We start from the raw sequence: 24,411 nt of genomic DNA on the forward strand, positions 1-24,411 counted from the left end.
GGTGTATATGCCCTTATTAGAAATTAACGATTTAGTGAAATATTACGGCGACACCCTTGCCTTAAATGGAATTAATTTATCCGTTGAAAAAGGCGAAGTGGTGGTAATTTTAGGCCCATCCGGCTGCGGTAAAAGTACGCTCTTACGTTGTATTAACGGCTTAGAGGAGATAAAGAGCGGTCAATTAATTTTGCAAAATGAAGGCGTATTAGGCAAAGATTTGCCTTGGGTGAAGGCGCGACAACATATTGGCATGGTGTTCCAAAGCTATGAATTATTTCCGCATATGTCGGTGATTGACAATATTTTACTCGGACCACTCAAAGTGCAGAAACGCCAACGTGCCGAAGTGGAAGCGCAAGCCGATATGTTGTTGAAACGGGTCGGGTTGTTTGAACGTAAAAATGCCTATCCGCGCGAGTTATCGGGTGGACAGAAACAACGCATCGCCATCGTGCGTTCTTTGTGTATGAATCCCGACATTATGCTGTTTGACGAAGTTACCGCCGCACTTGACCCGGAAATGGTGCGCGAAGTGCTGGATGTGATTTTGGGCTTAGCGAAAGACGGCATGACCATGCTGATTGTGACCCATGAAATGTCCTTTGCCCGCCAAGTAGCGAACCGTATTGTGTTTATGGATAAAGGGCAAATCGTTGAACAGGCTTCGCCATCGGATTTCTTCACCAACCCGCAAACCGACCGTGCGAAAACCTTTCTTAACATTTTAAATTACGAACCAAGAGGAGTTAACTATGAACAAAACATTTAAAAAAGTGACCGCACTTTTCGCCACCGCATTATTGGCAATAGGCTTAACTGCCTGCAATGATAAAGAAGGCAAAACGGAATCGGCGACCTCGTCAACGATTGAGCAACTCAAACAAGCCGGCAAAGTGCGTATCGGCGTATTCAGCGACAAACCGCCATTCGGCTATGTGGACAGTCAAGGCAAAAGCCAAGGATTTGACGTGGAAATTGCCAAAGCCATCACCAAAGATTTATTGGGTGATGAAAATAAAGCGGAATATGTGTTAGTTGAAGCGGCTAACCGCGTGGAATATCTCACCTCCAATAAAGTAGACATTATCCTTGCCAACTTCACCGTCACGCCTGCCCGCGCAGAAGTGGTGGATTTCGCGAAACCTTACATGAAAGTGGCATTGGGTGTTGTGTCGAAAGATGGCGCAGTGATTACCGATGTGAACCAATTAAAAGGCAAAACCTTGTTAATCAATAAGGGCACTACCGCAGATGCGTATTTCACTAAAAATTATCCTGACATCAAATTGTTGAAATTTGAGCAAAATACCGAAACTTTCGAAGCTTTACGTGATGGTCGTGGTGATGCGCTTGCCCATGATAACACATTATTGTTCGCGTGGGCGAAAGAAAATCCGGGCTTTACAGTGGGCGTGAAAAATTTAGGTGATCAAGATTTCATTGCGCCAGCAGTGAGAAAAGGGGATACCGAATTGTTGAACTGGTTAAATGCTGAAATTGAAAAACTAGGTAAACAAGGCGTGTTAAAACAAGCCTACGAAAAAACCTTAAAGCCAATTTATGGCGATGCCATTACGGAAGCAGACGTCGTGGTCGAGTATAAATAACTAAACGCCTTCATGAAAACGCCCTGTTATGTGAAAACAGGGCGTTGTTGTTTGTTTAAGTGTAACAACCTTTTTGGGTATTCAAATTTTGGCGATTTAATTACAGTCATTTTTTATTCTGAATGCCCTTTTATTATGTTTATTTTTCCTTCTGCTAATTCATCCCAAATTCATCCAACACTGACCGCACTTCAGTCGCGCAACTACAACAGCATTTACGGTGTTAGGTGTTTTTTGCGGTTGTACTTGGTGAGCGATGATCTTCATACTACAACCAGGTGAGTAAGATTGATATATCGCTTGCCTTTTACCCTGCGCTTAATTTCTTTTACAATAACCCCGCTAATTACCTAACAGGAGGCATTTATTATGATGAACAGAAGACGTTTTATTCAAATCGGCGCGAGCAGTGTGCTGGCGCTTAGTTGTAACCGTATGGCGTTCGCGAAAAGCGATAACCAAGTCGATTTACGCATTATCGGTACCACCGATATTCATGGTTTCTTGACGGATTTTGACTATTACAAAGACGCGCCGACAGAGAAATTCGGTTTTACCCGTGCGGCAAGTTTGATTCGCCAGGCTCGTGCGGAAGTAAAAAACAGCGTGTTGGTGGATAACGGCGATTTGATTCAAGGCAACCCGATTGCCGATTATCAAGCGGCAGTGGGCTATAAAGAAGGTAAGCCAAACCCGGCGGTAGATTGCTTAAATGCCATGCATTATGAAGTAGGCACATTGGGTAACCACGAGTTTAACTACGGTTTGGATTATTTGGCTGATGCCATCAAACAGGCGAAGTTCCCGATTGTGAACGCCAACGTGGTGAAAGCAGGAACTGAGGAGCCTTATTACACGCCTTATGTGATTCAGGAAAAAACGGTGGTGGACAACAAAGGCAAGTCGTATAAGCTAAAAATCGGTTATATCGGTTTTGTACCGCCACAAATTATGGTGTGGGATAAAGCCAATTTAACGGGCAAAGTGGAAACCCGTGACATCGTAAAAAGTGCGCAAAAGTATGTACCGGAAATGAAGAAAAAAGGCGCGGATATTATCGTGGCGTTGGCGCATACCGGACCATCCGATGAGCCGTACCATGAAGGCGCAGAAAACTCTGCATTCTATCTTGCCGATGTGCCGCACATTGACGCGGTGATTTTCGGTCACTCCCACCGCTTGTTCCCGAATAAAGAATTTGCCAAATCACCAAATGCGGATATTACCAAAGGCACCGTAAAAGGCGTGCCGGAAAGCATGGCAGGTTACTGGGCGAACAATATCAGTGTCGTGGATTTAGTATTGAGCGAGCATAACGGCAAATGGATTGTCACTGACGGCAAAGCGGTATTGCGTCCGATTTATGATGCGGAAAACAAAAAGGCGTTGGCAGAAAATGACTCAGAAATTACCGCACTTTTAAAAGAAACTCATGAAGCGACCCGTAAATTCGTATCACAGCCGATTGGTAAAGCTACCGATAATATGTATAGCTATTTGGCATTGGTGCAAGATGACCCAACTATTCAAATTGTTAACCAAGCGCAAAAAGCCTATGTGGAAAAAGTCGCTCCAAGCGTACCGGCAATGGCGGGATTGCCGATTTTAAGTGCGGGTGCACCATTTAAAGCGGGCGGACGTAAAAATGATCCGACAGGCTACACTGAGGTGAACAAAGGCGAGTTAACGTTCCGCAATGCGGCAGATTTGTATTTGTATCCGAATACCTTGGTGGTGGTGAAAGTCAGCGGCGAACAGCTGAAAGAATGGTTGGAATGCAGTGCAGGGATGTTTAAACAAATCGATCCGGCAAGCGATAAACCACAATCTTTATTGGACTGGGAAGGCTTCCGCACCTATAACTTCGATGTGATCGACGGTGTCAATTATGAATACGATTTAACCCAACCGCCACGTTATGACGGCGAGTGCAAGTTAATCAATCCGGATGCCCACCGCGTGGTGAATCTGACTTACCAAGGCAAACCGGTAGATCCGAAAGCGGAATTCTTAATCGCGACCAATAACTACCGTGCTTACGGTAATAAATTCCCGGGCACCGGCGACAAGCACATTGTTTACGCGTCACCGGATGAAAACCGCCAAGTATTGGCGGATTACATCAAAGCCACCAGTGAAAAAGACGGTGCAGTGAACCCTAGCGCCGACAAAAACTGGCGTTTCGTGCCGATCAAAGGCAACGATAAATTAGATGTGCGCTTTGAAACGTCACCAAGCGAACAGGCGGCACAATTTATTAAAGAAAACGCGCAATACCCGATGAAACAGGTGGGTACTGATGAAGTGGGCTTTGCGGTGTATCAAATTGATTTGACGAAATAATCGAAATTAAACTTGATCATTATATAATTAAGTATATAATGAACTCGTTTGTTTAATGTTAAGATTGTCGTCATACTTAAACACAGGGCTAGTACAAACACTCCCCCACGTCTTTTTGAAAGATATTTGTACTAGCCATTTTTTTCTTCTTATTCCCCCTCAAAAGCTTTACTATTAAAGTCTTCTTTCTTCTTTTTAGAGATACATTTATGCATAATCTTGAGCTCGAAACACGACTGAATCAAAAATTAAATAGCCGATTGATTGCCGACTATTGCCCCAATGGGCTTCAAGTTGAAGGCAAACCGGAAATCCGAAAAATTATTACGGGAGTGACCGCTAGCCAAGCGCTAATTGACTATGCCATAGCACAAAACGCCGATGCCTTGCTGGTGCATCACGGCTATTTTTGGAAAAACGAAGATCCTTGTATTCGTGGCATGAAAGGTAATCGGATTCGTGCCTTATTAACTCATGGAATCAATTTATATGCGTACCACTTGCCTTTGGATGTTCACCCTGAATTAGGTAACAACGCACAACTTGCAGCGTTATTAGGCATTGAAAATTTGCAACCGTTAGAACAAGGGGCAACCAGCATTCCTATGTGGGGAAATTTAAAACATCCCTTAACAGGTGAACAATTTGCTGAACGCATTGCTCAAGTATTACATCGTCAGCCGTTAATTTGTGTGGAAAACGGACCGCACTTTATTCATAAAATTGGTCTCTGTACCGGTGGCGGACAGGGTTATATTGATCTCGCAGCGCAACAAGGCTGTGATGCCTTTATTACCGGTGAAGTGTCCGAGCAAACCATCCACAGTGCAAGAGAACAGGGCATCCATTTTTTTGCGGCTGGTCATCATGCGACCGAGCGGTATGGGGTCAAAGCCTTGGGAGAATGGTTAGCAAAAGAATACGGATTGGATGTTGAATTTAAGGATATGGATAATCCGGCGTAAAATATAGCGCTTTTAATAAGAAGGCAAGATAAAGGTAAGAGGCATTGGCGGAAGATCGTAGGAGTTGAACCTACCCGAGACTGCTGGCAGCCTCAACAGGATTTGAAGTCCTGCCGCTTCACCGGAAACGACGATCTTCCCTTTAAAAAATCGTGCGAACTTTAGCGTAAAAGCCGAGGTGTTTCAAGAGAAACGGTAAAAAATTTACTTTTGTTAGTGCGGGAAATAGTGCTTTAGATTATAATCGCAAGGATTTTTTGCTTTATTTTTATAGGATACATTTCATGGTAATGGAAAAACTACACGGAGCTTCAACCAGCTGGGCTTCTAAGTTTCTTTTTGGTTTTATTACTGTCACATTTGTTATCAGTTCGATGGCAGGCTATCTTTATACCCGCGTTGATAATTCTGCGGCAAAAGTCAATGGAGAAGAGATTTCACAGCACACGTTTCAAAATCAATATAATGCTGCCTCCCGTAATTTAAGCCCGCAAGATGCCGATTCGCCGGCGCAAATCACTCAGCTCAAAACACAAATTTTAGCTTCTTTAATTAACCAAGAATTATTACGCCAATATGCGAATGATCTTAAATTAGGTGTCAGTGACGACCGTGTTAAACAAGAGATCGTGACGACACCGTCTTTCCAAAATAACGGAAAATTTGACAATACCCTCTATCAGCAAATGCTACAAAGTAATGGCATTTCTGCTGAAACCTATGCCGGCTATGTACGAGAAGCATTGCGTTTAGAGCAGCTTCAAAATGCGTTGGCAGCCACAATGTTTAGCGTTCCGGTGCAACAGGAAGCATTGGAAAAATTATTTTTCCAACGTCGTCAAGTGCGTTTTGCGAAGTTATCGCTTTTGGATGAAATTGAGAAACAAAGCGTAACCGATGAGGAAATTCAAGCTTACTATGAGGCACATAAAGCGGAATTTACCCTTCCGGAACAGGTTAAGGTGCAATATCTTGACTTATCCGGTGCGAACATGGAAAAAAATATGAATGTGACTGATGTAGAAATTGCACAGTATTATCAAGATAATAAAGCGCAATTTACGACACAAGGTCAGCAACATTTAGCCCATATTCAAGTAAAAACTGAGCAACAAGCGCAGGATTTATATCATCAATTACAACAAGGGGCTGTCTTTGAGGAGTTAGCGAAAAATCACTCTATCGATCCAACCAGTTCAGAAAAGGGCGGTGATTTAAGTTGGGTAAGTGCGGGTGAATTTCCTGCCGTTTTTGAAGAGGCGGCAAATGCGTTAGAGGTTGGAAAATATAGTCAACCGATAAAAGTGGATGGCAATTACCATATTATTTTAGTGAAAGAACGCAAACCTGCGAAAGTGTTACCTTTAGACGAGGTGAAAGCCGAAATCGCGGCACAAATTCGTCAAAATTTAATGGGTAACCAATTCTTTTCTATTGAAAAACGCGTCGCGGATAAAGCTTTTGAAGATGCGTCTTCATTAAAAGCTGCAGCAGATGAGGCTGGCGTAAAAGTTCAGGAAACCGGCTATTTTTCTCGTAAGGATGTGCCGTCAGAATTAAATTATCCGAATGTCACTTCGGCAATTTTTGATTCTGATCTTTCTCAAGGCGGTAGCAATTCTGAGCCGATGAGTGTAGGTGAGCAACATTCTTTAGTGGTACGTGTGCTTGATCATAAACCGCAGTCCACCCGATCCTTGGAGGATATGAAGGGCGAAATTGCAGCAACATTAAAACACCAAAAAGCTGAAGCCATTGTGTTAGCGCAGGCGGATAAGTTTGTACAAGATTTGACGGCTGGGAAAGCCGTAGATGGATTAAATTTTGGTGAAGCACAAACATGGGTTTTTGCCGAAACGAAAGATCCTGTCCTTGGAGACGTTATTTTCTCAATGAAAAAAACGGCTGATGGCAGCGTGACTTATAAAGCCGCTAAAAACGCAGAAGGTGGCGTAGTGATTGTGGCATTGGATAACGTTGAGGACGGTAAGTTAACTGCATCAGAGAAAAAACAATTTGCAGCACAATTAGAACAAACCGATCGCATCAGTTTGCAAAATAGCCTATTAAATGCGCTACGTGCCAAAGCGAAAATTGAGATAAACGACTCGTTTATTAACCAAGAGCAATAATCAAGCGTAATGCCTATGATGTCATAGGCATTATTTTTGAGCTAAATTTAAGAAACTGTATGCTTTAATGTATTCATCGCGATTCTTTTCGAGGTGAACCGTTTAACATGAAGGAGATAAAAAATGAAATTAGTCGAAGTCAAACATCCATTGGTGAAACACAAATTGGGTTTAATGCGTGCTGCAGAAATTAACACGAAAAAATTCCGTGAATTGGCAACAGAAGTCGGCAGTCTATTAACTTATGAAGCGACATCCGATTTAGAAACGGAAAAAGTCATTATTGACGGTTGGTGCGGTCCGGTTGAGATTGACCAAATCAAAGGTAAAAAAGTCACTGTTGTACCGATTCTACGTGCAGGCCTTGGCATGATGGACGGTGTGTTAGAGCATGTTCCAAGTGCGCGTATCAGCGTTGTCGGTATGTACCGTAATGAAGAAACCCTTGAGCCGGTACCTTATTTCCAAAAATTAGCCAGCGATTTAGATGAACGTTTAGCTATCGTTGTTGACCCGATGCTAGCAACCGGTGGTTCCATGATTGCAACCATCGATTTGCTAAAACAAAAAGGGTGCAAACACATTAAAGTGTTAGTATTAGTTGCCGCACCGGAAGGTCTTGCTGCATTAGAAAAAGCGCATCCGGACATTGAATTATACACCGCGGCAATTGATGATCACTTAAACGAAAACGGTTATATCATTCCGGGTTTAGGTGATGCAGGCGATAAAATTTTCGGTACGAAATAATCCTAAACCGGAAATTTTATTAACAGGTTAGGCGGATTTTTATCCGCCTCTTTTGCGGCAAAAAGAAATGAAAATGTTTCGAAAAATAACCGCACTTTTAAGTTAATTCAGACAGAGAGTTGAAACTTACATGACACATACAACACAAGCTCCAATTACGGAGCAACAGAGTTCCGTTAAACAAGCATTTGTGGGTTTACAAATGCTATTCGTTGCCTTTGGCGCATTGGTTTTAGTACCGTTAATTACCGGATTAGATGCCAATACCGCCTTGCTTACCGCCGGTATCGGTACTTTATTATTCCAACTTTGCACCGGCAAACAAGTCCCAATCTTCTTGGCATCTTCTTTTGCTTTTATTGCGCCGATCCAATACGGTGTTGCTACCTGGGGGATTCCTGTCACCATGGGCGGTTTAGCCTGTGCTGGCTTGGTTTATTTGGCACTGAGTACTTTAGTTAAATTACGTGGTGCAGCGGCATTGGAACGCATTTTCCCTCCGGTGGTTGTCGGCCCCGTGATTATTATCATCGGTATGGGCTTAGCGCCGGTCGCTGTCGATATGGCACTCGGTAAAAATAGCGCTTACCAATACAATGATGCTGTTTTAGTGTCTATGGTCACCCTCATCACCACCTTGTGCGTGGCGGTCTTCTCCAAAGGGCTAATGAAACTTATCCCGATTATGTTCGGTATTGCGGTGGGATATATCCTATGTCTTTTCATGGGACTCATTAATTTCCAACCGGTTTTAGATGCGCCTTGGTTTAGTTTGCCAAACATCACCACACCGGAATTTAAATTAGAAGCCATTTTATATTTACTGCCAATTGCCATTGCACCCGCCGTGGAGCACGTAGGCGGCATTATGGCGATTAGTTCCGTCACCGGCAAAGACTTCATCAAAAAACCGGGCTTACATCGCACTTTGTTGGGTGATGGTATTGCAACCAGTGCCGCTTCCTTATTAGGCGGTCCACCAAATACAACCTATGCAGAAGTCACCGGTGCGGTCATGCTCACCCGTAATTTCAATCCCAATATCATGACTTGGGCGGCGGTCTGGGCAATTGCTATTTCCTTCTGTGGAAAAGTCGGTGCCTTTTTATCTACCATCCCAACCATTGTGATGGGCGGTATCATGATGTTAGTATTCGGTTCCATTGCCGTTGTCGGTATGAGCACCTTAATTCGCGCCAAAGTCGATGTCACCGAAGCGCGTAACCTTTGCATCATTGCTGTGGTGATGACGTTCGGTATCGGTAACATGTTCGTTGATGTAGGCGGCGTATCCTTAAAAGGGATCAGCCTTTGTGCCGTTGTTGCTATCATTTTGAACTTGGTATTACCAAAAGCAAAAAATGAAGCCGCATAAAACGCATTCTTAAGTCATTAGCGGAAAGTAAAAATATCCGCTAATGACTTTCTAATTTTAAAAATTTCGTTTATTCTTACCGCACTTTATTTCAGCATTTTCGGTATTTGATTTGAGCGAGCCACATTTCCAACTTCCTCTTCCCATTCATCAATTTGATAATGACACCCTGGAAAATTTCTACGCGGAAAACAATCAGCTTCTGCTCAGCTCGCTACAAAAAAACTTTTCTCATCTTAGCCAACCTTTTTTCTATCTTTGGGGGCAGCGTGGTTGTGGGAAAAGCCATCTATTAAAAGCCATTTGTCATCATTACTTAACGCATCAGCGACCGGCCTTATACGTGCCTTTGAATAAAGCACAATATTTCTCTCCGGCAGTACTGGAAAATCTAGAGCAACAAGAATTAGTATGTTTGGATGATTTACAAGAGGTGATAGGAAATCCGGATTGGGAGCTGGCCATTTTCGATTTAATCAATCGAATCCGAGAAACCGGAAAAACGCTTTTAGTAATCAGCGCGGATCAATCGCCGATCAATTTATCGGTCCATTTACCGGATTTGGCGTCTCGTCTCACATGGGGAGAGGTGTATCAATTAATGCCGTTAAATGATCAACAAAAAATCGCGGTCTTACAATTGGCCGCACATCAACGCGGCATTGAATTGCCTGACGAAACCGCTAATTTTCTCTTCAAACGTTTAGAACGGGATATGAAAACCTTATTTAATGCGTTAGAAAAACTCGATCAGGCCTCATTACAGGCGCAACGTAAACTAACGATTCCCTTCGTTAAAGAAATTTTATCTTTATAATTGCTGTTACAACCATCTGCGGGTACGTTGGCAGTACGCCATAAATGCATCACCAAAAATATTTCGTAAATTTTCCTCTTCCCGCTTAATTTGAAATTCGGTGATATACCACACAAATAGCATCACACCTAATATGGCTGACAACGAGCCAAGGTAAGCATTCCACGCCAATAAAACAAAGGCTAAGCCTAAATACATTGGATTACGACTGTATTGATAAATTCCATTCGTCACTAATTGTGAGGTTTTTTCGATTTTTAGTGGATCAATCGTGGTTTTAGCGAATAAAAATTGTAAGACGCTCGCCATGCCGATCACGCAACCCATTCCGCCAAGTACAATCACCAACCACAATGAAGATGGAAATTGCCAAACAGGTGGGAGCATTTTCATTAGCAAAGCACAGAAGACAAAAATTAATGGGGGTGGAATAGGGATTTTGCGTTGATTATTCGCCATGATATTCCTCATTGTTAAAAGAAAGGCTTGGTTTTCCCAAGCCTTAAAAACTATAAATTATTTAACCGCACTTGAATGAGTTGTAGCTCTAACGGAGTGGCATTTTGTTGGGCTTGTTGATAAGCGCTTTTCGCTGCCTCCTTATCTCCTTTTGCCAACTGAATATCGCCAACTAAGATATTTTTAGCACCATTCCAAGCCTGATCTTTCACTAATTTCAAACTTTCTAACGCAGGATCAAACTGCCCAAGCTGGAATTGCACCGCAGCCAAACGTAATGCACTCACAGAAGATAAAACATCATCCGTTGATTGCGCCACCGCCTGTTTTAACGCGTCTTCAGCCTGCGTAAAATCTTGTTTTTCAACAGCAATTTTGGCTTTATCTAACAAGGCTAACACCGCGTAGGCCGTTTTCTCATTATTTTTAATGAATTGAGCAAATTGCGCTTCTTGTGCTTGTGGATCTTTTTTATAGTTAAACAACACTTGCTCGTATTCAGCAGAAACATTGTGGATTTTTTGTAGCTGATAAGATTGCCAATAGTTCCAGCCGAATACGCCAACACAGGCAATCACAAAACAAGCAATAATAAACTTATAGTTTTCTTGCCACCACGCCTTAATCGCACTGAGTTCTTGTTCTTCTTCAATGGTATACGCCATGTTTTTTCCTTATTTGAATGTGTTTTGAATGTGATTGATGATGTCGGTTAATGCCACAACCGCTTGTTCGCTGTGTTGCAACAAGTTTTTTACTACCACTTGTTGGTTTTTCACTTCATCTTCGCCGATGACTAAGGCTAACTTCGCACCACTTTTATCGGCTCGTTTAAATTGTTTTTTGAAATTCCCGCCACTGCAGTGTAAAAGCGTACGTAAGTGCGGTAATTCTGAACGAAGTTTTTCCGCCAAATTAAAGGCTGCCACGGTAGTGCCTTCGCCTTGATAAACGATATAAACATCCACCGCACTTGGCAAGGTAATCTGTGTATTCACTTCCTGTACCAACAGGACCAAACGCTCCAAGCCCATAGCAAAGCCAACACCACTTGTGGCATGACCGCCTAGCTGTTCAACCAACCCATCGTAACGACCACCACCGCAGACGGTACCTTGCGCGCCTAAAGCGGAAGTCACCCATTCAAATACGGTTTTGTTGTAATAATCTAAGCCGCGCACCAATTTTTGATTGATTTCGTACTGAATGCCTAAACTATCCAGCAAGGCGCATAATTGCGCAAAATGTTCGCGGGAATCGTCATCAAGATAATCGTGTAATTTCGGTGCATCATTTAGCACTTCTTGAACACGTTGATCTTTACTGTCCAAAATCCGTAACGGATTGGTGGTTAAACGACGTTTGCTGTCTTCATCTAAAATATCAATGTGATTTTGTAAAAAATCGACTAAGGCTTGACGATAATTTTTACGCGCCTCTAATGAACCGATGGAGTTAAGTTGAAGCGTCACATGATCAAAAATGCCTAAATCCTTCCATAAACGGGCGGTTAAGGCGATAAGCTCCGCATCAATTTCCGGATTAGGAATCCCAAAAATCTCTACGCCCACTTGATGGAACTGACGATAACGACCTTTTTGCGGACGTTCATAACGGAACATCGGCCCCATATACCATAAACGTTGTTCTTGGTTGTACAACAAACCGTGCTCGATACCGGCGCGAACACAACCTGCCGTGCCTTCCGGACGCAAAGTCAAACTTTCTTCATCACGGTCATCAAACGTAAACATTTCTTTTTCCACCACATCGGTGACTTCACCGATAGCGCGGGCGAATAACGGCGTGCTTTCCACAATTGGCATACGGATTTCCGCGTAACCATACGCACTTAAAACCGACCGCACTTTATTCTCAACCCATTGCCATAGCGGGGTTTCTGTTGGTAAGCAATCGTTCATTCCACGAATTGCCTGAATAGTTTTTGCCACAATAACTTCCTGTGTTTATTAAAAATTAAAGAATACGATTTTTAGGATCTTGCTGCGCAACACGGGCGCGGATTTTTGCTTCTAATTGATTAATTAAATCGTCGTTATCAAAACGCTCTTTCTGACGTTCACCGTCAAGATAATAGCCGCTTTTCTTATTGCCCCCGGTGACACCTAAATCCGACACCAACGCTTCTCCCGGGCCATTAACGACACAGCCGATAATTGACACATCCATCGGCGTAATAATATCTTCTAAACGTTGTTCCAGTGCATTCACTGTGCCAATTACATCAAATTCTTGACGGGAACAGGTTGGGCAAGCAATAAAGTTAATGCCACGAGAACGAATACGCAGTGATTTTAAAATATCAAAACCGACTTTGATTTCTTCCACCGGATCGGCGGCTAAAGACACTCGTAGAGTGTCACCGATCCCTTCAGCCAATAACATCCCTAATCCGATGGCAGATTTCACTGCACCGGCACGCGCACCACCGGCTTCAGTAATGCCTAAATGCAAGGGCTGTTTAATGGCTTTCGCCAGTAAACGATAGGATTCCACCGCCAAATACACATCGGAGGCTTTAACGCTCACTTTAAATTGATCGAAGTTCAAACGATCTAAAATTTCAACATGGCGCAATGCCGATTCCAACAATGCCTGTGGCGTCGGTTCACCGTATTTTTCCTGAATGTCTTTTTCCAGTGAGCCGGCATTCACCCCAATACGAATGGGGATATTTTTATCTTTCGCGCAATCCACTACGGCGCGAATACGATCTTCACGTCCGATATTACCCGGATTGATGCGCAAGCAGTCCACACCATATTCGGCGACTTTCAACGCAATGCGATAATCAAAATGAATATCAGCGACTAATGGCACGTTCACTTGCTGTTTGATTAATTTGAACGCTTCCGCCGCTTCCATGGTTGGCACGGACACCCGTACAATATCGGCACCCACGCGCTCTAACGATTTGATTTGCGCGACCGTGGCTTCAACATCGGTCGTTCTTGTGTTGGTCATAGACTGTACCGCAATCGGTGCATCACCCCCGATGGGGACATTCCCCACATAAATTTTCGTGGATTCTCTACGCTGAATTTTTGGCTTTTCTAACATTGTTCGCCCATTATTGAGGTAATTTAAATTTCGCGACACGCCCATCCACTGTTAACGGGAAAGCTTCGCCTTTATATGTAATTTTCACGTTTGCCGGCGCACCGATAATTAAAGAATAAGGTTCCCCTTCGCTGAAATTGAGGACATCGCCTTGCTTATATTCTTTTTGCGCTAACACTTTTCGGTTCTTGTCTTTCACACTGATCCAGCAATTGCCGAGAACTTCAATGAATAAAGCATCTTTTGTTGCAGCCGCAGAAACACTTGAATTTTCCACCGCACTTTGTTGTTGCGGCTGTTGCGGTTGCTGCGCCGTGGTTGTCTCTGCAGTCGGTACCGGTTTGGTACCGGTGATTTTATCCATTTCCGCTTGTAATGCATTGGTTGGCACTGGTCGAACAGATTCATTCGCCGATGGCGTTGCTGGGGCGCTTATTGCTGGGCTGTTCGCAGTAGAACTTGTTGCGGTAATAACATCGGTAGCATCTTGCGGTTTGTCATTGGATACTGCAGCAGGCGTTGAAGTGGTTGCCATGGTTTGGGTGTAGGCGTTGACTAAATTATCACGCTCTTCATTGGCATGTTGATGATTTTCCCACCACCATATTCCTGTCATGCCGATCACGACAAGCACCACCAACGCAGTTAAATAACCGACCCAACGATGATGTGATGTGTATTGATTGACAGCATGTGTCGCTCTCGCATTTTTGCCTAAATCATTTTCTTGGTCATGACCAAAATGTACTAAATTTGTCCATTCAGATTCCGGAATGCGTAAAAATTTAGCATAGTTTCGCACATAACCTCGCATGAATGTCGCCGGAATGGCTGCATTCACAAATTGATTTTCTTCAAGACTTTTTAAGATTGATGGGCGTAATGCGATAGCTTCGGCGACCTCTTCCAAAGAAAGGTGTAATGCTTCTCGCGCGATACGAAATTTATCACCGAGTGTTATTTCAGGTGAATCGGTTTGGCATTCTTGTGTATTCATAAACGAAAGGTTTTTTTACTAAAATTTAACAGGTAAAGTTTAAGGTTGTCAGGCGTCTTTTGCAACTGTTATATAGCGTGATTCTGCGCCACGAGAGAATTTGTTAAGCATTTTGGGTGAAAAAATAAAGGCGGAAAATACGCTTAAAAAGAAGCGAATGAACAAGCAACAAAAACAGGGGAAAAATTCACCGCACTTTTTCGGTAATTTATCAGACTATTTTGTGAATTGAGCGAATTTCTTTGCACGTTCTGGTGCGATCTTCTCAAGTGCGGTCAGATTTTCTTGGTAAATTTTCTGATCTTTCGCAGATAAGGCGCAGAGTGCCAGATTTTCGTAAGTATCCGCTTGATGATAATACTGCGGGCTATTTAATGCCTGTGTGAATTGTTTATAGGCCGCCTGATATTCTCCTTGCGCACACAAAAACGCACCGAAATTATTCAAGACATCCCCTTGTGTATCATCCAATTTAATCGCCGTTAAATACGCTTGTTTAGCGTGTTCCACATCCCCTTGTTGTTGATAAAGATAGGCTAACGCAGCGTGTACCAAAGAGTATTTGGGGGCATAAGAAAGGGCTTTATCTAAATTTAATTTCGCTTGGCTGCCGTTTTGTTGTTGTAAATAACCTAATGCCAGTTCTACACGGGCTTTTGCCGCCGCCTGTTTATCAAAATCGGATGTGTCGGAATGGCTGACGCAGGCAGAAAGTAAAAAAGGAAAAATAAAGATCGCAAAACGGTAAAAGATAAACTGAATAGGGCGCATAATTTTTCCTCTCTTACTTATCAACTCATTGAACTTGAACGGCAATCGCCTCGCCAAAACGTTTTTTCTGTGCAGTACGTTTAGTCCGGTCAATGACATCGCCGGCTAATTGTCCGCAAGCAGCATCAATATCATCACCACGGGTTTTACGTACAATCACCGTTAAACCGTACTCCATCAAGGTTTTTTGGAAACGGTCAATACGCGTATTAGAGCTTTTCGCATAAGGGGCTTCCGGGAACGGATTCCATGGAATCAAATTGATTTTACATGGCGTATTTTTTAACACTTCTGCTAATTGATGGGCGTGTTCCACATGGTCATTTACATGATCCAACATGACATATTCGATGGTCACTTTGCCATGGTTGGCGTTGGAAACGCTTAAATAGCGATTCACCGAATCAATTAAGGTTTTGATATTATATTTTTTGTTTAGTGGCACGATTTCATCACGCAATTCATCGTTGGGTGCGTGCAAGGAAATCGCCAACGCCACATCGATCATTTTGCTTAAATTATCGAGCGCTGGCACCACACCGGACGTTGATAATGTCACGCGGCGTTTGGATAAACCGTAAGCGAAATCGTCCAGCATGATTTCCATCGCTGGCACCACATTCGCCACATTCAACAACGGCTCGCCCATGCCCATCATCACCACATTGGTAATCGGACGCACGCCTGTCACCCCAAAATTGCCGATGATTTTCGATGCACGCCACACTTGCCCAATAATTTCCGACACGGTTAGATTACGATTGAACCCTTGTTGCGCGGTAGAACAAAAGGTACAAGCCAACGCGCAACCAACCTGTGAAGAAACACACAAGGTGGCACGATCTGCTTCCGGAATATATACGGTTTCCACTTGCTGATCGCCGACCTGCATCGCCCATTTAATGGTGCCATCGGCAGAACGCTGTTCCACCGCCACTTCCGGCGCTTTAATTTCTGCCACGGACTTTAATTTTTCCCGTAACTTTTTATTTAAATTGGTCATATTGTCGAAATTGTCTTCACCAAAATGGTAAATCCATTTCACCAACTGATCTGCACGGAACGGTTTTTCACCTAATTCGGCAAAAAATTCACGCATTTGCGCACGGGTTAAATCCATTAAATTGACTTTTTTTGCCGGTTCGGCAACAGCTTGCGCTGATACTGTTTGTTCTGACATGGAGCCTCGTTATTACACATTACGGCGGATACCGAAATTTTTGGTTATATTTTAAACAATAGAAAAAATAAGGGTGCGATTGTACTGATTTCGGTTTCATTAATCTAGCGATTTTGTATGCACCGCACAAACGTTCAGAAAAATGACCGCACTTTTACGCGTGATCAAGCTAGGCATTATCAATAGCAAAAGAGATCACCTCTTTAATGTGTTCTGCGCCCATGGCAATCATCAATAAGCGATCCACACCTAATGCAACACCGGAACAATTCGGAATGCCTGCCTGCAAGGCGGATAATAAGCGCGTATCAATGGCGCGCACAGGTAACCCCATTTTTTCTCGTTGCAGATTATCTTGCTGAAAGCGTCTTAATTGTTCACGCGCGTCAGACAATTCGTGGAAACCGTTAGCGAGTTCCAATCCTTTATAGTAAAACTCAAAGCGTTCTGCCACGCGCAAATCTTCCGAACTGATTTGCGCTAAAGCCGCCTGACTTGCCGGAAAATGATACACCACGACAGGCGCTTCCTGCCCAATTTGCGGCTCTACGACTGCACTAAATAAAAATTGCAGCAAGGTGTCGCGACTTTCATTTTCTGCGCCCATTAACTGGTATTTTTTGGCTTTTTCCACCAATTCGGAGAGATCAGCTGATAACGGATCCAAGCCAACATATTGTTGGAAAGCAAATTGATAACTCATGCTTTCTGCCGGCGGACATTCCAAAATTTGTTGTAGCAAATCATCCACTTCGTTAATCAGGCGATACATATCAAAGTGCGGTCGATACCATTCCAGCATGGTAAATTCAGGGTTGTGTCGATTGCCTGCCTCTTCATTGCGGAACACTTTGCCGATTTGAAATATCGGACCGCTGCCTGCCGCCAGCAGGCGTTTCATGTGATATTCCGGACTGGTAGAAAGCCACAGAGTTTTCGACTGCTCACCAAAAGGTGAAATAAATTCTGTACTGAAGGTGGCGAGATGCACATCGGTCACCCCAAATTCGCTCAACACCGGCGTTTCCACTTCCAATAAACCACGATCGGTAAAAAATCGGCGAATTTCTTCAATTAATTTTGCGCGAGTTAGCAAATTTTTAATGGAGGCGCTAGGTTGCCATTGAGTTTGTTCAAACATCGGTATCCCTTTATTAAAGATAATTGCGAAAGCGTGATTGCGCATTTTAAAGCAAGTGAATCAAAATGCATAAACGAATCCTTTTTTTACCGCACTTTTATTGGTCTTTAGTTAAATCTTTGTTAATTACTTGTTATTTTAAAGACAAAAGATGAACAATTCGCGTCGTGCGTTAACTTTTTTGAGGTGGATCACAAAATTGTAACAAAGTTGAGAAAAAAGATTTTCATCATAAAAAATAATGGCAAAATGACCTTACCCTAACAGCGCCAAAGAGCTATTTGGTGTTTTTATTATTGTCATTTCTTTACTTGGAGGAATATCGTGCAAACTGTGAATGTTGATATCGCCATTGTTGGCGCCGGTGGCGGTGGTTTACGGGCGGCGATTGCTGCAGCGCAAGCTAATCCCAACCTTAAAATTGCGTTAGTCTCAAAAGTTTATCCAATGCGTAGCCACACGGTTGCGGCAGAAGGGGGGGCAGCGGCGGTCATTAAAGAGGAAGACTCTTATGACAAACACTTTCAGGACACCGTCGCAGGTGGTGACTGGCTTTGTGAACAAGACGTTGTCGAATATTTCGTGGAACACTCACCGGTAGAAATGACCCAGCTTGAACGTTGGGGGTGTCCTTGGAGTCGTAAGGCTGATGGTGACGTAAACGTACGCCGTTTCGGTGGCATGAAAATCGAACGCACTTGGTTCGCTGCCGATAAAACCGGTTTCCACTTATTGCATACGCTCTTCCAAACTTCTATTCAATACCCGCAAATTGTACGTTTCGATGAACACTTCGTTCTTGATATTTTAGTGGATGATGGTCATGCTCGCGGTATGGTTGCCATGAACATGATGGAAGGTTCTTTAGTTCAAATTAATGCTAATGCTGTTGTGATCGCCACAGGTGGTGGTTGCCGCGCTTTCCGTTTCAATACGAATGGTGGCATTGTAACCGGAGACGGTTTATCAATGGCGTATCGCCATGGTGTGCCATTGCGCGACATGGAATTCGTACAATATCACCCAACCGGCTTGCCGAATACCGGTATTTTAATGACCGAAGGTTGTCGTGGTGAGGGTGGTATTTTAGTCAATAAAGACGGCTATCGCTATTTACAAGACTACGGTTTGGGACCGGAAACGCCAATCGGTAAACCACAAAACAAATACATGGAATTAGGTCCGCGCGATAAAGTATCCCAAGCGTTCTGGCAAGAATGGCGCAAAGGCAATACCTTAAAAACTGCCAAAGGTGTGGATGTGGTGCATTTGGATTTACGTCATCTCGGTGAACAATATTTACATGAACGTTTACCATTCATTTGCGAACTCGCGAAAGCCTATGAAGGTGTGGATCCGGTGAAAGCGCCAATTCCTGTGCGTCCGGTCGTACACTACACCATGGGCGGTATCGAAGTGGACTTCAACAGCGAAACCCGAATTAAAGGCTTATTTGCCGTAGGTGAATGTGCTTCTTCCGGTTTACATGGTGCGAACCGTTTAGGTTCTAACTCCTTAGCCGAATTAGTGGTGTTAGGTCGCGTTGCCGGTGAATATGCGGCGCAACGTGCCGTCGAAGCCAAATCAGGCAACCAAAATGCGATTGATGCACAAGCGCAAGATGTCGTTAAACGCTTAAATGACTTATTCGCTCAAGAAGGCACGGAATCTTGGTCTGAAATTCGTGATGAAATGGGTCAAGCCATGGAAGAAGGCTGCGGCATCTATCGTACGCAAGAAAGTATGCAACAAGCCGTTGATAAAATTGCCGAACTCAAAGAACGTTATAAACGTATTCATGTTTCCGACCGTTCTAGCGTGTTTAATACCAACTTATTATACACCGTTGAATTGGGTTACATTTTGGACGTGGCGCAATCTATTGCGAACTCTGCGATTGAACGTAAAGAGTCTCGTGGTGCGCACCAACGTTTGGATTACACTGAACGTGATGATGTGAACTACTTGAAACATACCTTGGCGTTCTATAACGAAAACGGTGCACCACGCATTGAATACAGCCCGGTGAAAATCACGAAATCACAACCGGCAAAACGTGTTTACGGTGCAGAAGCAGAAGCAGCAGAAGCAGCCGCCAAAGCAAAAGAACAAGCTCAAGCGGGTAAGGAGTAAAATAATATGGCCGAACAATCAATCATGAACGTTGAAGTTCTACGTTATAACCCCGAAGTTGATAAGGAACCGCACTTAAAAACCTATCAAGTGCCTTATGACAGCCAAACATCCTTACTTGATGCGTTAGGTTACATTAAAGATAAGCTTGAACCGGAACTTTCTTATCGCTGGTCATGCCGTATGGCGATCTGTGGTTCTTGCGGCATGATGGTAAATAACATTCCAAAATTGGCATGTAAAACCTTCTTACGTGACTACAGTGGTCATATGCGTATTGAAGCCCTAGCAAACTTCCCGATTGAACGCGACTTGATCGTGGACTTAAGCCACTTCATCGAAAGCTTAGAAGCCATCAAACCTTATGTGATCGGTAACCAAGCGCCTGAGCTAGACGGTAAACCGCATCCATCGAAAGAATTAGCGAAAAGCCGTACTAAACAAACGCCGGCTCAATTGGAAAAATATCGCCAATTCTCGATGTGTATCAACTGTGGTTTATGTTATGCCGCCTGTCCGCAATTCGGCTTAAACCCTGAATTCGTTGGTCCAGCTGTATTAACCTTAGGTCATCGTTATAACTTAGATAACCGCGACCACGGCAAAGCAGAACGGATGAAAATCATGAATGGTGAAAATGGCGTTTGGTCTTGTACCTTCGTAGGTGCCTGTTCCGAAGTGTGTCCAAAACACGTGGGCCCGGCCACCGCCATTAACCAGGGCAAATTAGAAAGCGCCAAAGATTACCTCATTTCCATGCTTAAACCAAAGGCGTAAGGGGAAAGATTATGACAACAACAGTAAGTAAACGTAAAAAATACGTTCGTGAAATTACGCCGACTTGGTGGAAAAGTTGGGATTTCTACAAATTCTATATGCTACGTGAAGCCACAGCGGTGCCAACGGTTTGGTTCAGCTTAGTATTGCTTTATGGCGTGATTTGTTTAGGCAAAGCGGACGGATTTGTGATGAACTTCATTCCGTTCCTACAAAATCCAATTGTCGTGATTCTTAACATCATTTCATTAGCGGCTTTATTGCTCCATGCCGTCACCTTATTTGATATGACAGGTGAAGTGATGTCAGGTACTACCGGTTTGCCGGCAAAACTCATTAAAAATGCTTTACGTGGCGCGTTTGTCGCCGTTACCGTATTGGCTTTAGTGTTAGTCTTTATCTAGGGGGAAGTCATGGTTAATCAAAATCCAAAACGTTCAAACGAACCACCTGTCTGGTTAATGTTCAGTGCGGGTGGCATGGTAAGTGCTTTGGCTTTCCCAGTGTTAATTCTTATTCTCGGCTTCCTATTGCCTTTCGGTATCGTTAGTCCGGAGAATATCATTGCCTTTGCACATCATTGGTTGGGTAAATTAATTATTTTAGCTCTCACCATTTTTCCAATGTGGGGAGGGTTACACCGCGTTCATCACGGTATGCATGATATTAAAGTTCATGTACCGGCTGGCGGATTTATTTTCTACGGCTTGGCGACACTTTACAGCGTCATCGTGCTATTTGCCGTGTTCAACTTATAATGTCTCATCCTTAATAAAAAACTCCCGCCATCGGGAGTTTTTTGTTTCTACCTATTTTACAGCACTACATAAAGTCAAAGGCTATCTTGATTAAGTGAATGGGGGATAAAAGCGATCTGTCCAAATTTTGAAATTCAGATCAAAGTGCGGTCATTTTTAAATCTAAAATAGAGTAGTGTGTCAGTTTCTTTCTCTCCTTGTGTTTATTTCATCACTTTGAATATCTCACATTTACCTACTATTAGGTAATATATCGCCTTTTTAAATCCGATATAATTAGTCAGGTATTTTGCTTAAATCGTAAAATCTCAATGTGTCTGACACAAATTATTAAGTTATCAATATTTTATTTTCTCAAGGAGTGATCAAATGGGACAGTACAAAAAGTTCTGGTACCTGTTAGTCGCCGTATTAATAGGGGCATTCTCTATTCTCGGTTACTACGGATTTGAAATCTACCGTGAAGCGCCACCGATTCCAAAACAATATGTGACGGAAAAAGGCGAACCGGTGATTACACATGACGATATTTTACACGGGCAAACCGCATGGCAAACCACCGGTGGTATGCAATTAGGTTCCGTTTGGGGCCATGGCGCATATCAAGCACCGGACTGGACCGCCGACTGGTTACACCGCGAATTAACCAACTGGCTAGACATTGTTGCAAATCAAGAATACGGCAAAAACTTCGCCGATTTAAATGATGACCAACAAACTATCCTAAAAAACCGTTTAACCAAAGAATACCGCGGCAGTAAAGTTGATGAAAATGGCACCGTGGTGCTTTCCGCCAACCGTTTAGCGGCAATAGATAAAACGGCGCAATACTATATTTCTTTATATGGTGATGATCCCGCGAGCAAAGCAACGCGTGAACACTTCGCCATGAAAGACAATACCTTGCCTAGCTTAGAAGCCCGTCAAGATTTAGCAAAATTCTTCTTCTGGACAGCATGGACTGCCTCCGCAGAGCGCCCGAATACCCATGCCACTTACACTAACAACTGGCCACATGAGCCGTTAATCAATAACGTGCCGACACCGGAAAACGTCATTTGGTCTATCGCCAGTATCGTCTTCCTCATTGCCGGTATCGGTTTTGTGGTGTGGATTTGGTCATTTAAACGTCGTGAAGATGAAAAAGATCCTGTTGCACCGGAAGTTGACCCGCTAACCAAATTGCAATTAACGCCATCACAAAAAGCCTTAGGTAAATATTTGTTTACCGTACTTGCGCTTTTCTTCGTGCAAGTGAATTTAGGGGCGATTGTGGCACACTACACGGTTGAAGGTCAGGAATTCTATGGCTTGGATATTTCCCAATATCTTCCATATTCTTTAGTGCGTACCTGGCACATTCAAGCGGCATTATTCTGGATCGCCATGGCATTTTTGGCCGGTGGTTTATTCCTTGCACCGATTATCAACGGCGGGAAAGATCCGAAATACCAAAAACTTGGCGTCGATATTCTCTTCTGGGCATTGGTTGTCTTAGTCGTAGGCTCCTTCACTGGTAGCTATTTGGCCATCGCGCACATCATCCCTGAAGAATGGAGCTTCTTGTTCGGTCACCAAGGTTATGAATTCATCGACTTAGGTCGTTTCTGGCAAGCAGTGAAATTCGCCGGTATCTTGTTCTGGTTGGTATTAATGCTACGCGGCACCGTGAATGCGTTCAAACAACCGGGCGACAAAAACTTACTTGCCTTATTCTTCGCCTCTGTTATCGCTATCGGCTTATTCTATGGTCCGGCATTATTCTACGGCGAACACACACACTTATCCGTGATGGAATACTGGCGTTGGTGGGTAGTTCACCTATGGGTAGAAGGCTTCTTCGAAGTATTCTCTGTAGCGGCGCTCTCATTCATCTTCGTAAGTTTAGGGTTAGTTTCACGTCGTACTGCGACTGTGGCAACCATTACTGAAGCGGCATTATTCTTAATCGGCGGTATTCCTGGTACGTTCCACCACTTATACTTCGCCGGTGCAACCACACCAATTATCGCAGTAGGTGCGTCATTCTCAGCACTTGAAGTGGTTCCATTAGTGTTATTAGGTCATGAAGCTTGGGAACACTGGGCAATGCAACAAAAAACACCTTGGATGGAACGCTTAAAATGGCCTCTTTACTGCTTCGTTGCAGTGGCATTCTGGAACATGTTAGGTGCAGGTGTATTTGGTTTCTTAATCAACCCACCAATTTCGCTTTACTATATCCAAGGCTTGAACACTACAGCTGTTCATGCACACGCTGCATTGTTCGGGGTATATGGTTTCTTGGCATTAGGTTTCGTGTTCTTAATCGCACGTTACTTACGTCCAAACACACCATTCAACGACAAATTGATGAAATGGGGCTTTTGGTTGCTTAACAGCGGGTTGGTCTTAATGATCGTCTCCAGCCTATTACCAATCGGTATCATTCAAGGTTACGCGAGTATCTCTGAAGGTTTATGGTATGCTCGTAGCGAAGAATTCATGCAACAACCGTTATTCGACACCTTGCGTTGGGTACGTTTAGTCGGTGACGTCGTATTCATCTTTGGTGCGCTTGCATTCTTCTGGCAAATTTTCACCATGGTTTTCTTTAAACCAAAACGCATTGCTAACTAATCAACAAAACGAAAGTTTGGCAATAAACAAAGACCGATAGTTTTCACGCTATCGGTCTTTTATTTACCCCCTCGTAGCGTGCAACGTGTTGCACGAATGATTAACCTCGATGTGTAATTCGTGATTTCGTATATAGCGTGCAACTTGTTGCACGACCAAGCCACGCACGGAACGAAATAAAGTGCGGTGATTTTGGCGTGTATTTTTTCAAATAACGTATTATCAACCGTCAAGCGCGTTATTCATTTCGTGCAACAAGTTGCACGCTACAATTTATGATTTTCTGGTAGCGTGCATCTTGATGCACGACCAAGCCGCGCACAGAACGAAATAAAGTGCGGTGATTTTTGCGAGTGTTTTTTCAACCAACGTATTATCAACCGTCAAGAGTGTTGTTCATTTCGTGCAACACGTTGCACGCTACGATTCAACTAATAAACAAAGACCGAGAGTTTTTACGCTATCGGTCTTTTGTTATCGAGGAAATACGGTCAAAAACGACC

The 24,411-nt window shown here is 43.4% G+C and carries 21 protein-coding genes and 1 tRNA gene; 13 read left to right on the top strand and 9 right to left on the bottom strand.

The window, feature by feature from the left end; all coding sequences use genetic code 11:
- Positions 1 to 7 precede the first annotated feature (7 nt).
- The 4 genes from Q0203_RS07050 to Q0203_RS07065 all read left to right on the top strand — a co-directional run bounded on the left by Q0203_RS07050 (position 8) and on the right by Q0203_RS07065 (position 4,918).
- On the top strand, positions 8 to 772 hold the full coding sequence (locus Q0203_RS07050; protein WP_297930797.1) for an amino acid ABC transporter ATP-binding protein: 765 nt from the start codon (positions 8 to 10) through the stop codon (positions 770 to 772).
- On the top strand, positions 756 to 1,610 hold the full coding sequence (locus tag Q0203_RS07055) for a cysteine ABC transporter substrate-binding protein (RefSeq protein ID WP_297930801.1): 855 nt from the start codon (positions 756 to 758) through the stop codon (positions 1,608 to 1,610). The genes Q0203_RS07050 and Q0203_RS07055 overlap by 17 nt, the downstream gene beginning before the upstream one ends.
- Before the next feature lie 369 nt (positions 1,611 to 1,979).
- Entirely contained in the window at positions 1,980 to 3,953 is a 1,974-nt protein-coding gene (gene cpdB, locus Q0203_RS07060; RefSeq protein ID WP_297930803.1) for a 2',3'-cyclic-nucleotide 2'-phosphodiesterase, read from the top strand.
- 209 nt (positions 3,954 to 4,162) lie between these two features.
- Complete coding sequence (locus Q0203_RS07065; RefSeq protein WP_297930806.1) at positions 4,163 to 4,918, top strand: Nif3-like dinuclear metal center hexameric protein; 756 nt, start codon at positions 4,163 to 4,165, stop codon at positions 4,916 to 4,918.
- Between the two features lie 45 nt (positions 4,919 to 4,963).
- On the opposite strand, the gene Q0203_RS07070 is transcribed toward Q0203_RS07065, so the two are convergent.
- Positions 4,964 to 5,058: transfer RNA gene (locus Q0203_RS07070), tRNA-Sec, on the bottom strand.
- A 144-nt stretch (positions 5,059 to 5,202) separates the two neighbouring features.
- Between Q0203_RS07070 and ppiD the strand changes: the two genes are divergently transcribed.
- From ppiD to hda, 4 genes are all read left to right on the top strand, one after another.
- Positions 5,203 to 7,050 carry a peptidylprolyl isomerase gene (gene ppiD / locus Q0203_RS07075; protein ID WP_297930808.1) on the top strand — a complete coding sequence of 616 codons (1,848 nt, stop codon included), beginning with the start codon at positions 5,203 to 5,205 and terminating at the stop codon, positions 7,048 to 7,050.
- Between the two features lie 123 nt (positions 7,051 to 7,173).
- Positions 7,174 to 7,800 carry a uracil phosphoribosyltransferase gene (upp, locus tag Q0203_RS07080; protein ID WP_006719274.1) on the top strand — a complete coding sequence of 209 codons (627 nt, stop codon included), beginning with the start codon at positions 7,174 to 7,176 and terminating at the stop codon, positions 7,798 to 7,800.
- Between the two features lie 130 nt (positions 7,801 to 7,930).
- On the top strand, positions 7,931 to 9,175 hold the full coding sequence (locus tag Q0203_RS07085) for an NCS2 family protein (RefSeq protein WP_297930812.1): 1,245 nt from the start codon (positions 7,931 to 7,933) through the stop codon (positions 9,173 to 9,175).
- Between the two features lie 112 nt (positions 9,176 to 9,287).
- Positions 9,288 to 9,992, top strand: a complete 705-nt coding sequence (gene hda / locus Q0203_RS07090; RefSeq protein WP_297930815.1) for a DnaA inactivator Hda — start codon at positions 9,288 to 9,290, stop codon at positions 9,990 to 9,992.
- A gap of 6 nt (positions 9,993 to 9,998) precedes the next feature.
- On the opposite strand, the gene Q0203_RS07095 is transcribed toward hda, so the two are convergent.
- From Q0203_RS07095 to epmA, 8 genes are all read right to left on the bottom strand, one after another.
- A complete protein-coding gene (locus tag Q0203_RS07095) occupies positions 9,999 to 10,451 on the bottom strand; it encodes an isoprenylcysteine carboxylmethyltransferase family protein (protein ID WP_295973755.1) in 453 nt (150 codons plus the stop codon).
- Between the two features lie 50 nt (positions 10,452 to 10,501).
- Positions 10,502 to 11,116, bottom strand: a complete 615-nt coding sequence (locus Q0203_RS07100; protein ID WP_297930819.1) for a YfgM family protein — start codon at positions 11,114 to 11,116, stop codon at positions 10,502 to 10,504.
- 9 nt (positions 11,117 to 11,125) lie between these two features.
- Positions 11,126 to 12,403, bottom strand: coding sequence for a histidine--tRNA ligase (hisS, locus tag Q0203_RS07105; RefSeq protein WP_297930822.1), 1,278 nt, complete (start codon positions 12,401 to 12,403; stop codon positions 11,126 to 11,128).
- A gap of 25 nt (positions 12,404 to 12,428) precedes the next feature.
- Positions 12,429 to 13,532, bottom strand: a complete 1,104-nt coding sequence (gene ispG, locus Q0203_RS07110) for a flavodoxin-dependent (E)-4-hydroxy-3-methylbut-2-enyl-diphosphate synthase (RefSeq protein ID WP_209364411.1) — start codon at positions 13,530 to 13,532, stop codon at positions 12,429 to 12,431.
- Positions 13,533 to 13,542: 10 nt separating this feature from the next.
- Positions 13,543 to 14,529: a RodZ family helix-turn-helix domain-containing protein gene (locus Q0203_RS07115; protein ID WP_297930825.1), complete on the bottom strand. Its 987-nt coding sequence runs from the start codon at positions 14,527 to 14,529 to the stop codon at positions 13,543 to 13,545.
- A 216-nt stretch (positions 14,530 to 14,745) separates the two neighbouring features.
- Entirely contained in the window at positions 14,746 to 15,300 is a 555-nt protein-coding gene (pilW, locus tag Q0203_RS07120; RefSeq protein ID WP_297930827.1) for a type IV pilus biogenesis/stability protein PilW, read from the bottom strand.
- Positions 15,301 to 15,325: 25 nt separating this feature from the next.
- Entirely contained in the window at positions 15,326 to 16,480 is a 1,155-nt protein-coding gene (locus Q0203_RS07125) for a bifunctional tRNA (adenosine(37)-C2)-methyltransferase TrmG/ribosomal RNA large subunit methyltransferase RlmN (RefSeq protein WP_297930829.1), read from the bottom strand.
- A gap of 169 nt (positions 16,481 to 16,649) precedes the next feature.
- The gene (epmA, locus tag Q0203_RS07130; RefSeq protein ID WP_297930832.1) at positions 16,650 to 17,621 is read right to left on the bottom strand and encodes an elongation factor P--(R)-beta-lysine ligase; all 972 of its coding nucleotides are present in this window, start codon (positions 17,619 to 17,621) and stop codon (positions 16,650 to 16,652) included.
- A 324-nt stretch (positions 17,622 to 17,945) separates the two neighbouring features.
- On the opposite strand from epmA, the gene frdA reads away from it, so the two are divergent.
- The 5 genes from frdA to Q0203_RS07155 all read left to right on the top strand — a co-directional run bounded on the left by frdA (position 17,946) and on the right by Q0203_RS07155 (position 23,908).
- Positions 17,946 to 19,754 (top strand): fumarate reductase (quinol) flavoprotein subunit, encoded by a 1,809-nt coding sequence (gene frdA / locus Q0203_RS07135; protein WP_297930834.1) that lies wholly within the window; start codon positions 17,946 to 17,948, stop codon positions 19,752 to 19,754.
- 6 nt (positions 19,755 to 19,760) lie between these two features.
- Positions 19,761 to 20,531, top strand: coding sequence for a succinate dehydrogenase/fumarate reductase iron-sulfur subunit (locus Q0203_RS07140; RefSeq protein ID WP_297930836.1), 771 nt, complete (start codon positions 19,761 to 19,763; stop codon positions 20,529 to 20,531).
- Positions 20,532 to 20,542: 11 nt separating this feature from the next.
- A complete protein-coding gene (gene frdC, locus Q0203_RS07145; RefSeq protein ID WP_021615989.1) occupies positions 20,543 to 20,935 on the top strand; it encodes a fumarate reductase subunit FrdC in 393 nt (130 codons plus the stop codon).
- A gap of 9 nt (positions 20,936 to 20,944) precedes the next feature.
- Complete coding sequence (frdD, locus tag Q0203_RS07150) at positions 20,945 to 21,289, top strand: fumarate reductase subunit FrdD (RefSeq protein ID WP_295973733.1); 345 nt, start codon at positions 20,945 to 20,947, stop codon at positions 21,287 to 21,289.
- Positions 21,290 to 21,658: 369 nt separating this feature from the next.
- Positions 21,659 to 23,908 carry a nitric-oxide reductase large subunit gene (locus Q0203_RS07155; protein WP_297930882.1) on the top strand — a complete coding sequence of 750 codons (2,250 nt, stop codon included), beginning with the start codon at positions 21,659 to 21,661 and terminating at the stop codon, positions 23,906 to 23,908.
- Positions 23,909 to 24,411 lie beyond the last annotated feature (503 nt).

The sequence above is a fragment of the uncultured Aggregatibacter sp. genome, from assembly GCF_938046485.1.
In the GTDB taxonomy this organism is placed as follows: domain Bacteria; phylum Pseudomonadota; class Gammaproteobacteria; order Enterobacterales; family Pasteurellaceae; genus Aggregatibacter.

Excerpts from the sequence above, each read along its gene's own strand:
- upp (WP_006719274.1), top strand. The coding sequence starts at position 7,174 with ATGAAATTAGTCGAAGTCAAACATCCATTGGTGAAACACAAATTGGGT.
- Q0203_RS07050 (WP_297930797.1), top strand. The coding sequence starts at position 8 with ATGCCCTTATTAGAAATTAACGATTTAGTGAAATATTACGGCGACACC.
- frdD (WP_295973733.1), top strand. The coding sequence starts at position 20,945 with ATGGTTAATCAAAATCCAAAACGTTCAAACGAACCACCTGTCTGGTTA.
- Q0203_RS07115 (WP_297930825.1), bottom strand. The coding sequence starts at position 14,529 with ATGAATACACAAGAATGCCAAACCGATTCACCTGAAATAACACTCGGT.
- Q0203_RS07095 (WP_295973755.1), bottom strand. The coding sequence starts at position 10,451 with ATGGCGAATAATCAACGCAAAATCCCTATTCCACCCCCATTAATTTTT.
- Q0203_RS07055 (WP_297930801.1), top strand. The coding sequence starts at position 756 with ATGAACAAAACATTTAAAAAAGTGACCGCACTTTTCGCCACCGCATTA.
- cpdB (WP_297930803.1), top strand. The coding sequence starts at position 1,980 with ATGATGAACAGAAGACGTTTTATTCAAATCGGCGCGAGCAGTGTGCTG.
- epmA (WP_297930832.1), bottom strand. The coding sequence starts at position 17,621 with ATGTTTGAACAAACTCAATGGCAACCTAGCGCCTCCATTAAAAATTTG.
- Q0203_RS07065 (WP_297930806.1), top strand. The coding sequence starts at position 4,163 with ATGCATAATCTTGAGCTCGAAACACGACTGAATCAAAAATTAAATAGC.
- Q0203_RS07085 (WP_297930812.1), top strand. The coding sequence starts at position 7,931 with ATGACACATACAACACAAGCTCCAATTACGGAGCAACAGAGTTCCGTT.
- pilW (WP_297930827.1), bottom strand. The coding sequence starts at position 15,300 with ATGCGCCCTATTCAGTTTATCTTTTACCGTTTTGCGATCTTTATTTTT.
- Q0203_RS07100 (WP_297930819.1), bottom strand. The coding sequence starts at position 11,116 with ATGGCGTATACCATTGAAGAAGAACAAGAACTCAGTGCGATTAAGGCG.
- Q0203_RS07140 (WP_297930836.1), top strand. The coding sequence starts at position 19,761 with ATGGCCGAACAATCAATCATGAACGTTGAAGTTCTACGTTATAACCCC.
- ispG (WP_209364411.1), bottom strand. The coding sequence starts at position 13,532 with ATGTTAGAAAAGCCAAAAATTCAGCGTAGAGAATCCACGAAAATTTAT.
- ppiD (WP_297930808.1), top strand. The coding sequence starts at position 5,203 with ATGGTAATGGAAAAACTACACGGAGCTTCAACCAGCTGGGCTTCTAAG.
- frdC (WP_021615989.1), top strand. The coding sequence starts at position 20,543 with ATGACAACAACAGTAAGTAAACGTAAAAAATACGTTCGTGAAATTACG.
- Q0203_RS07155 (WP_297930882.1), top strand. The coding sequence starts at position 21,659 with ATGGGACAGTACAAAAAGTTCTGGTACCTGTTAGTCGCCGTATTAATA.
- Q0203_RS07125 (WP_297930829.1), bottom strand. The coding sequence starts at position 16,480 with ATGTCAGAACAAACAGTATCAGCGCAAGCTGTTGCCGAACCGGCAAAA.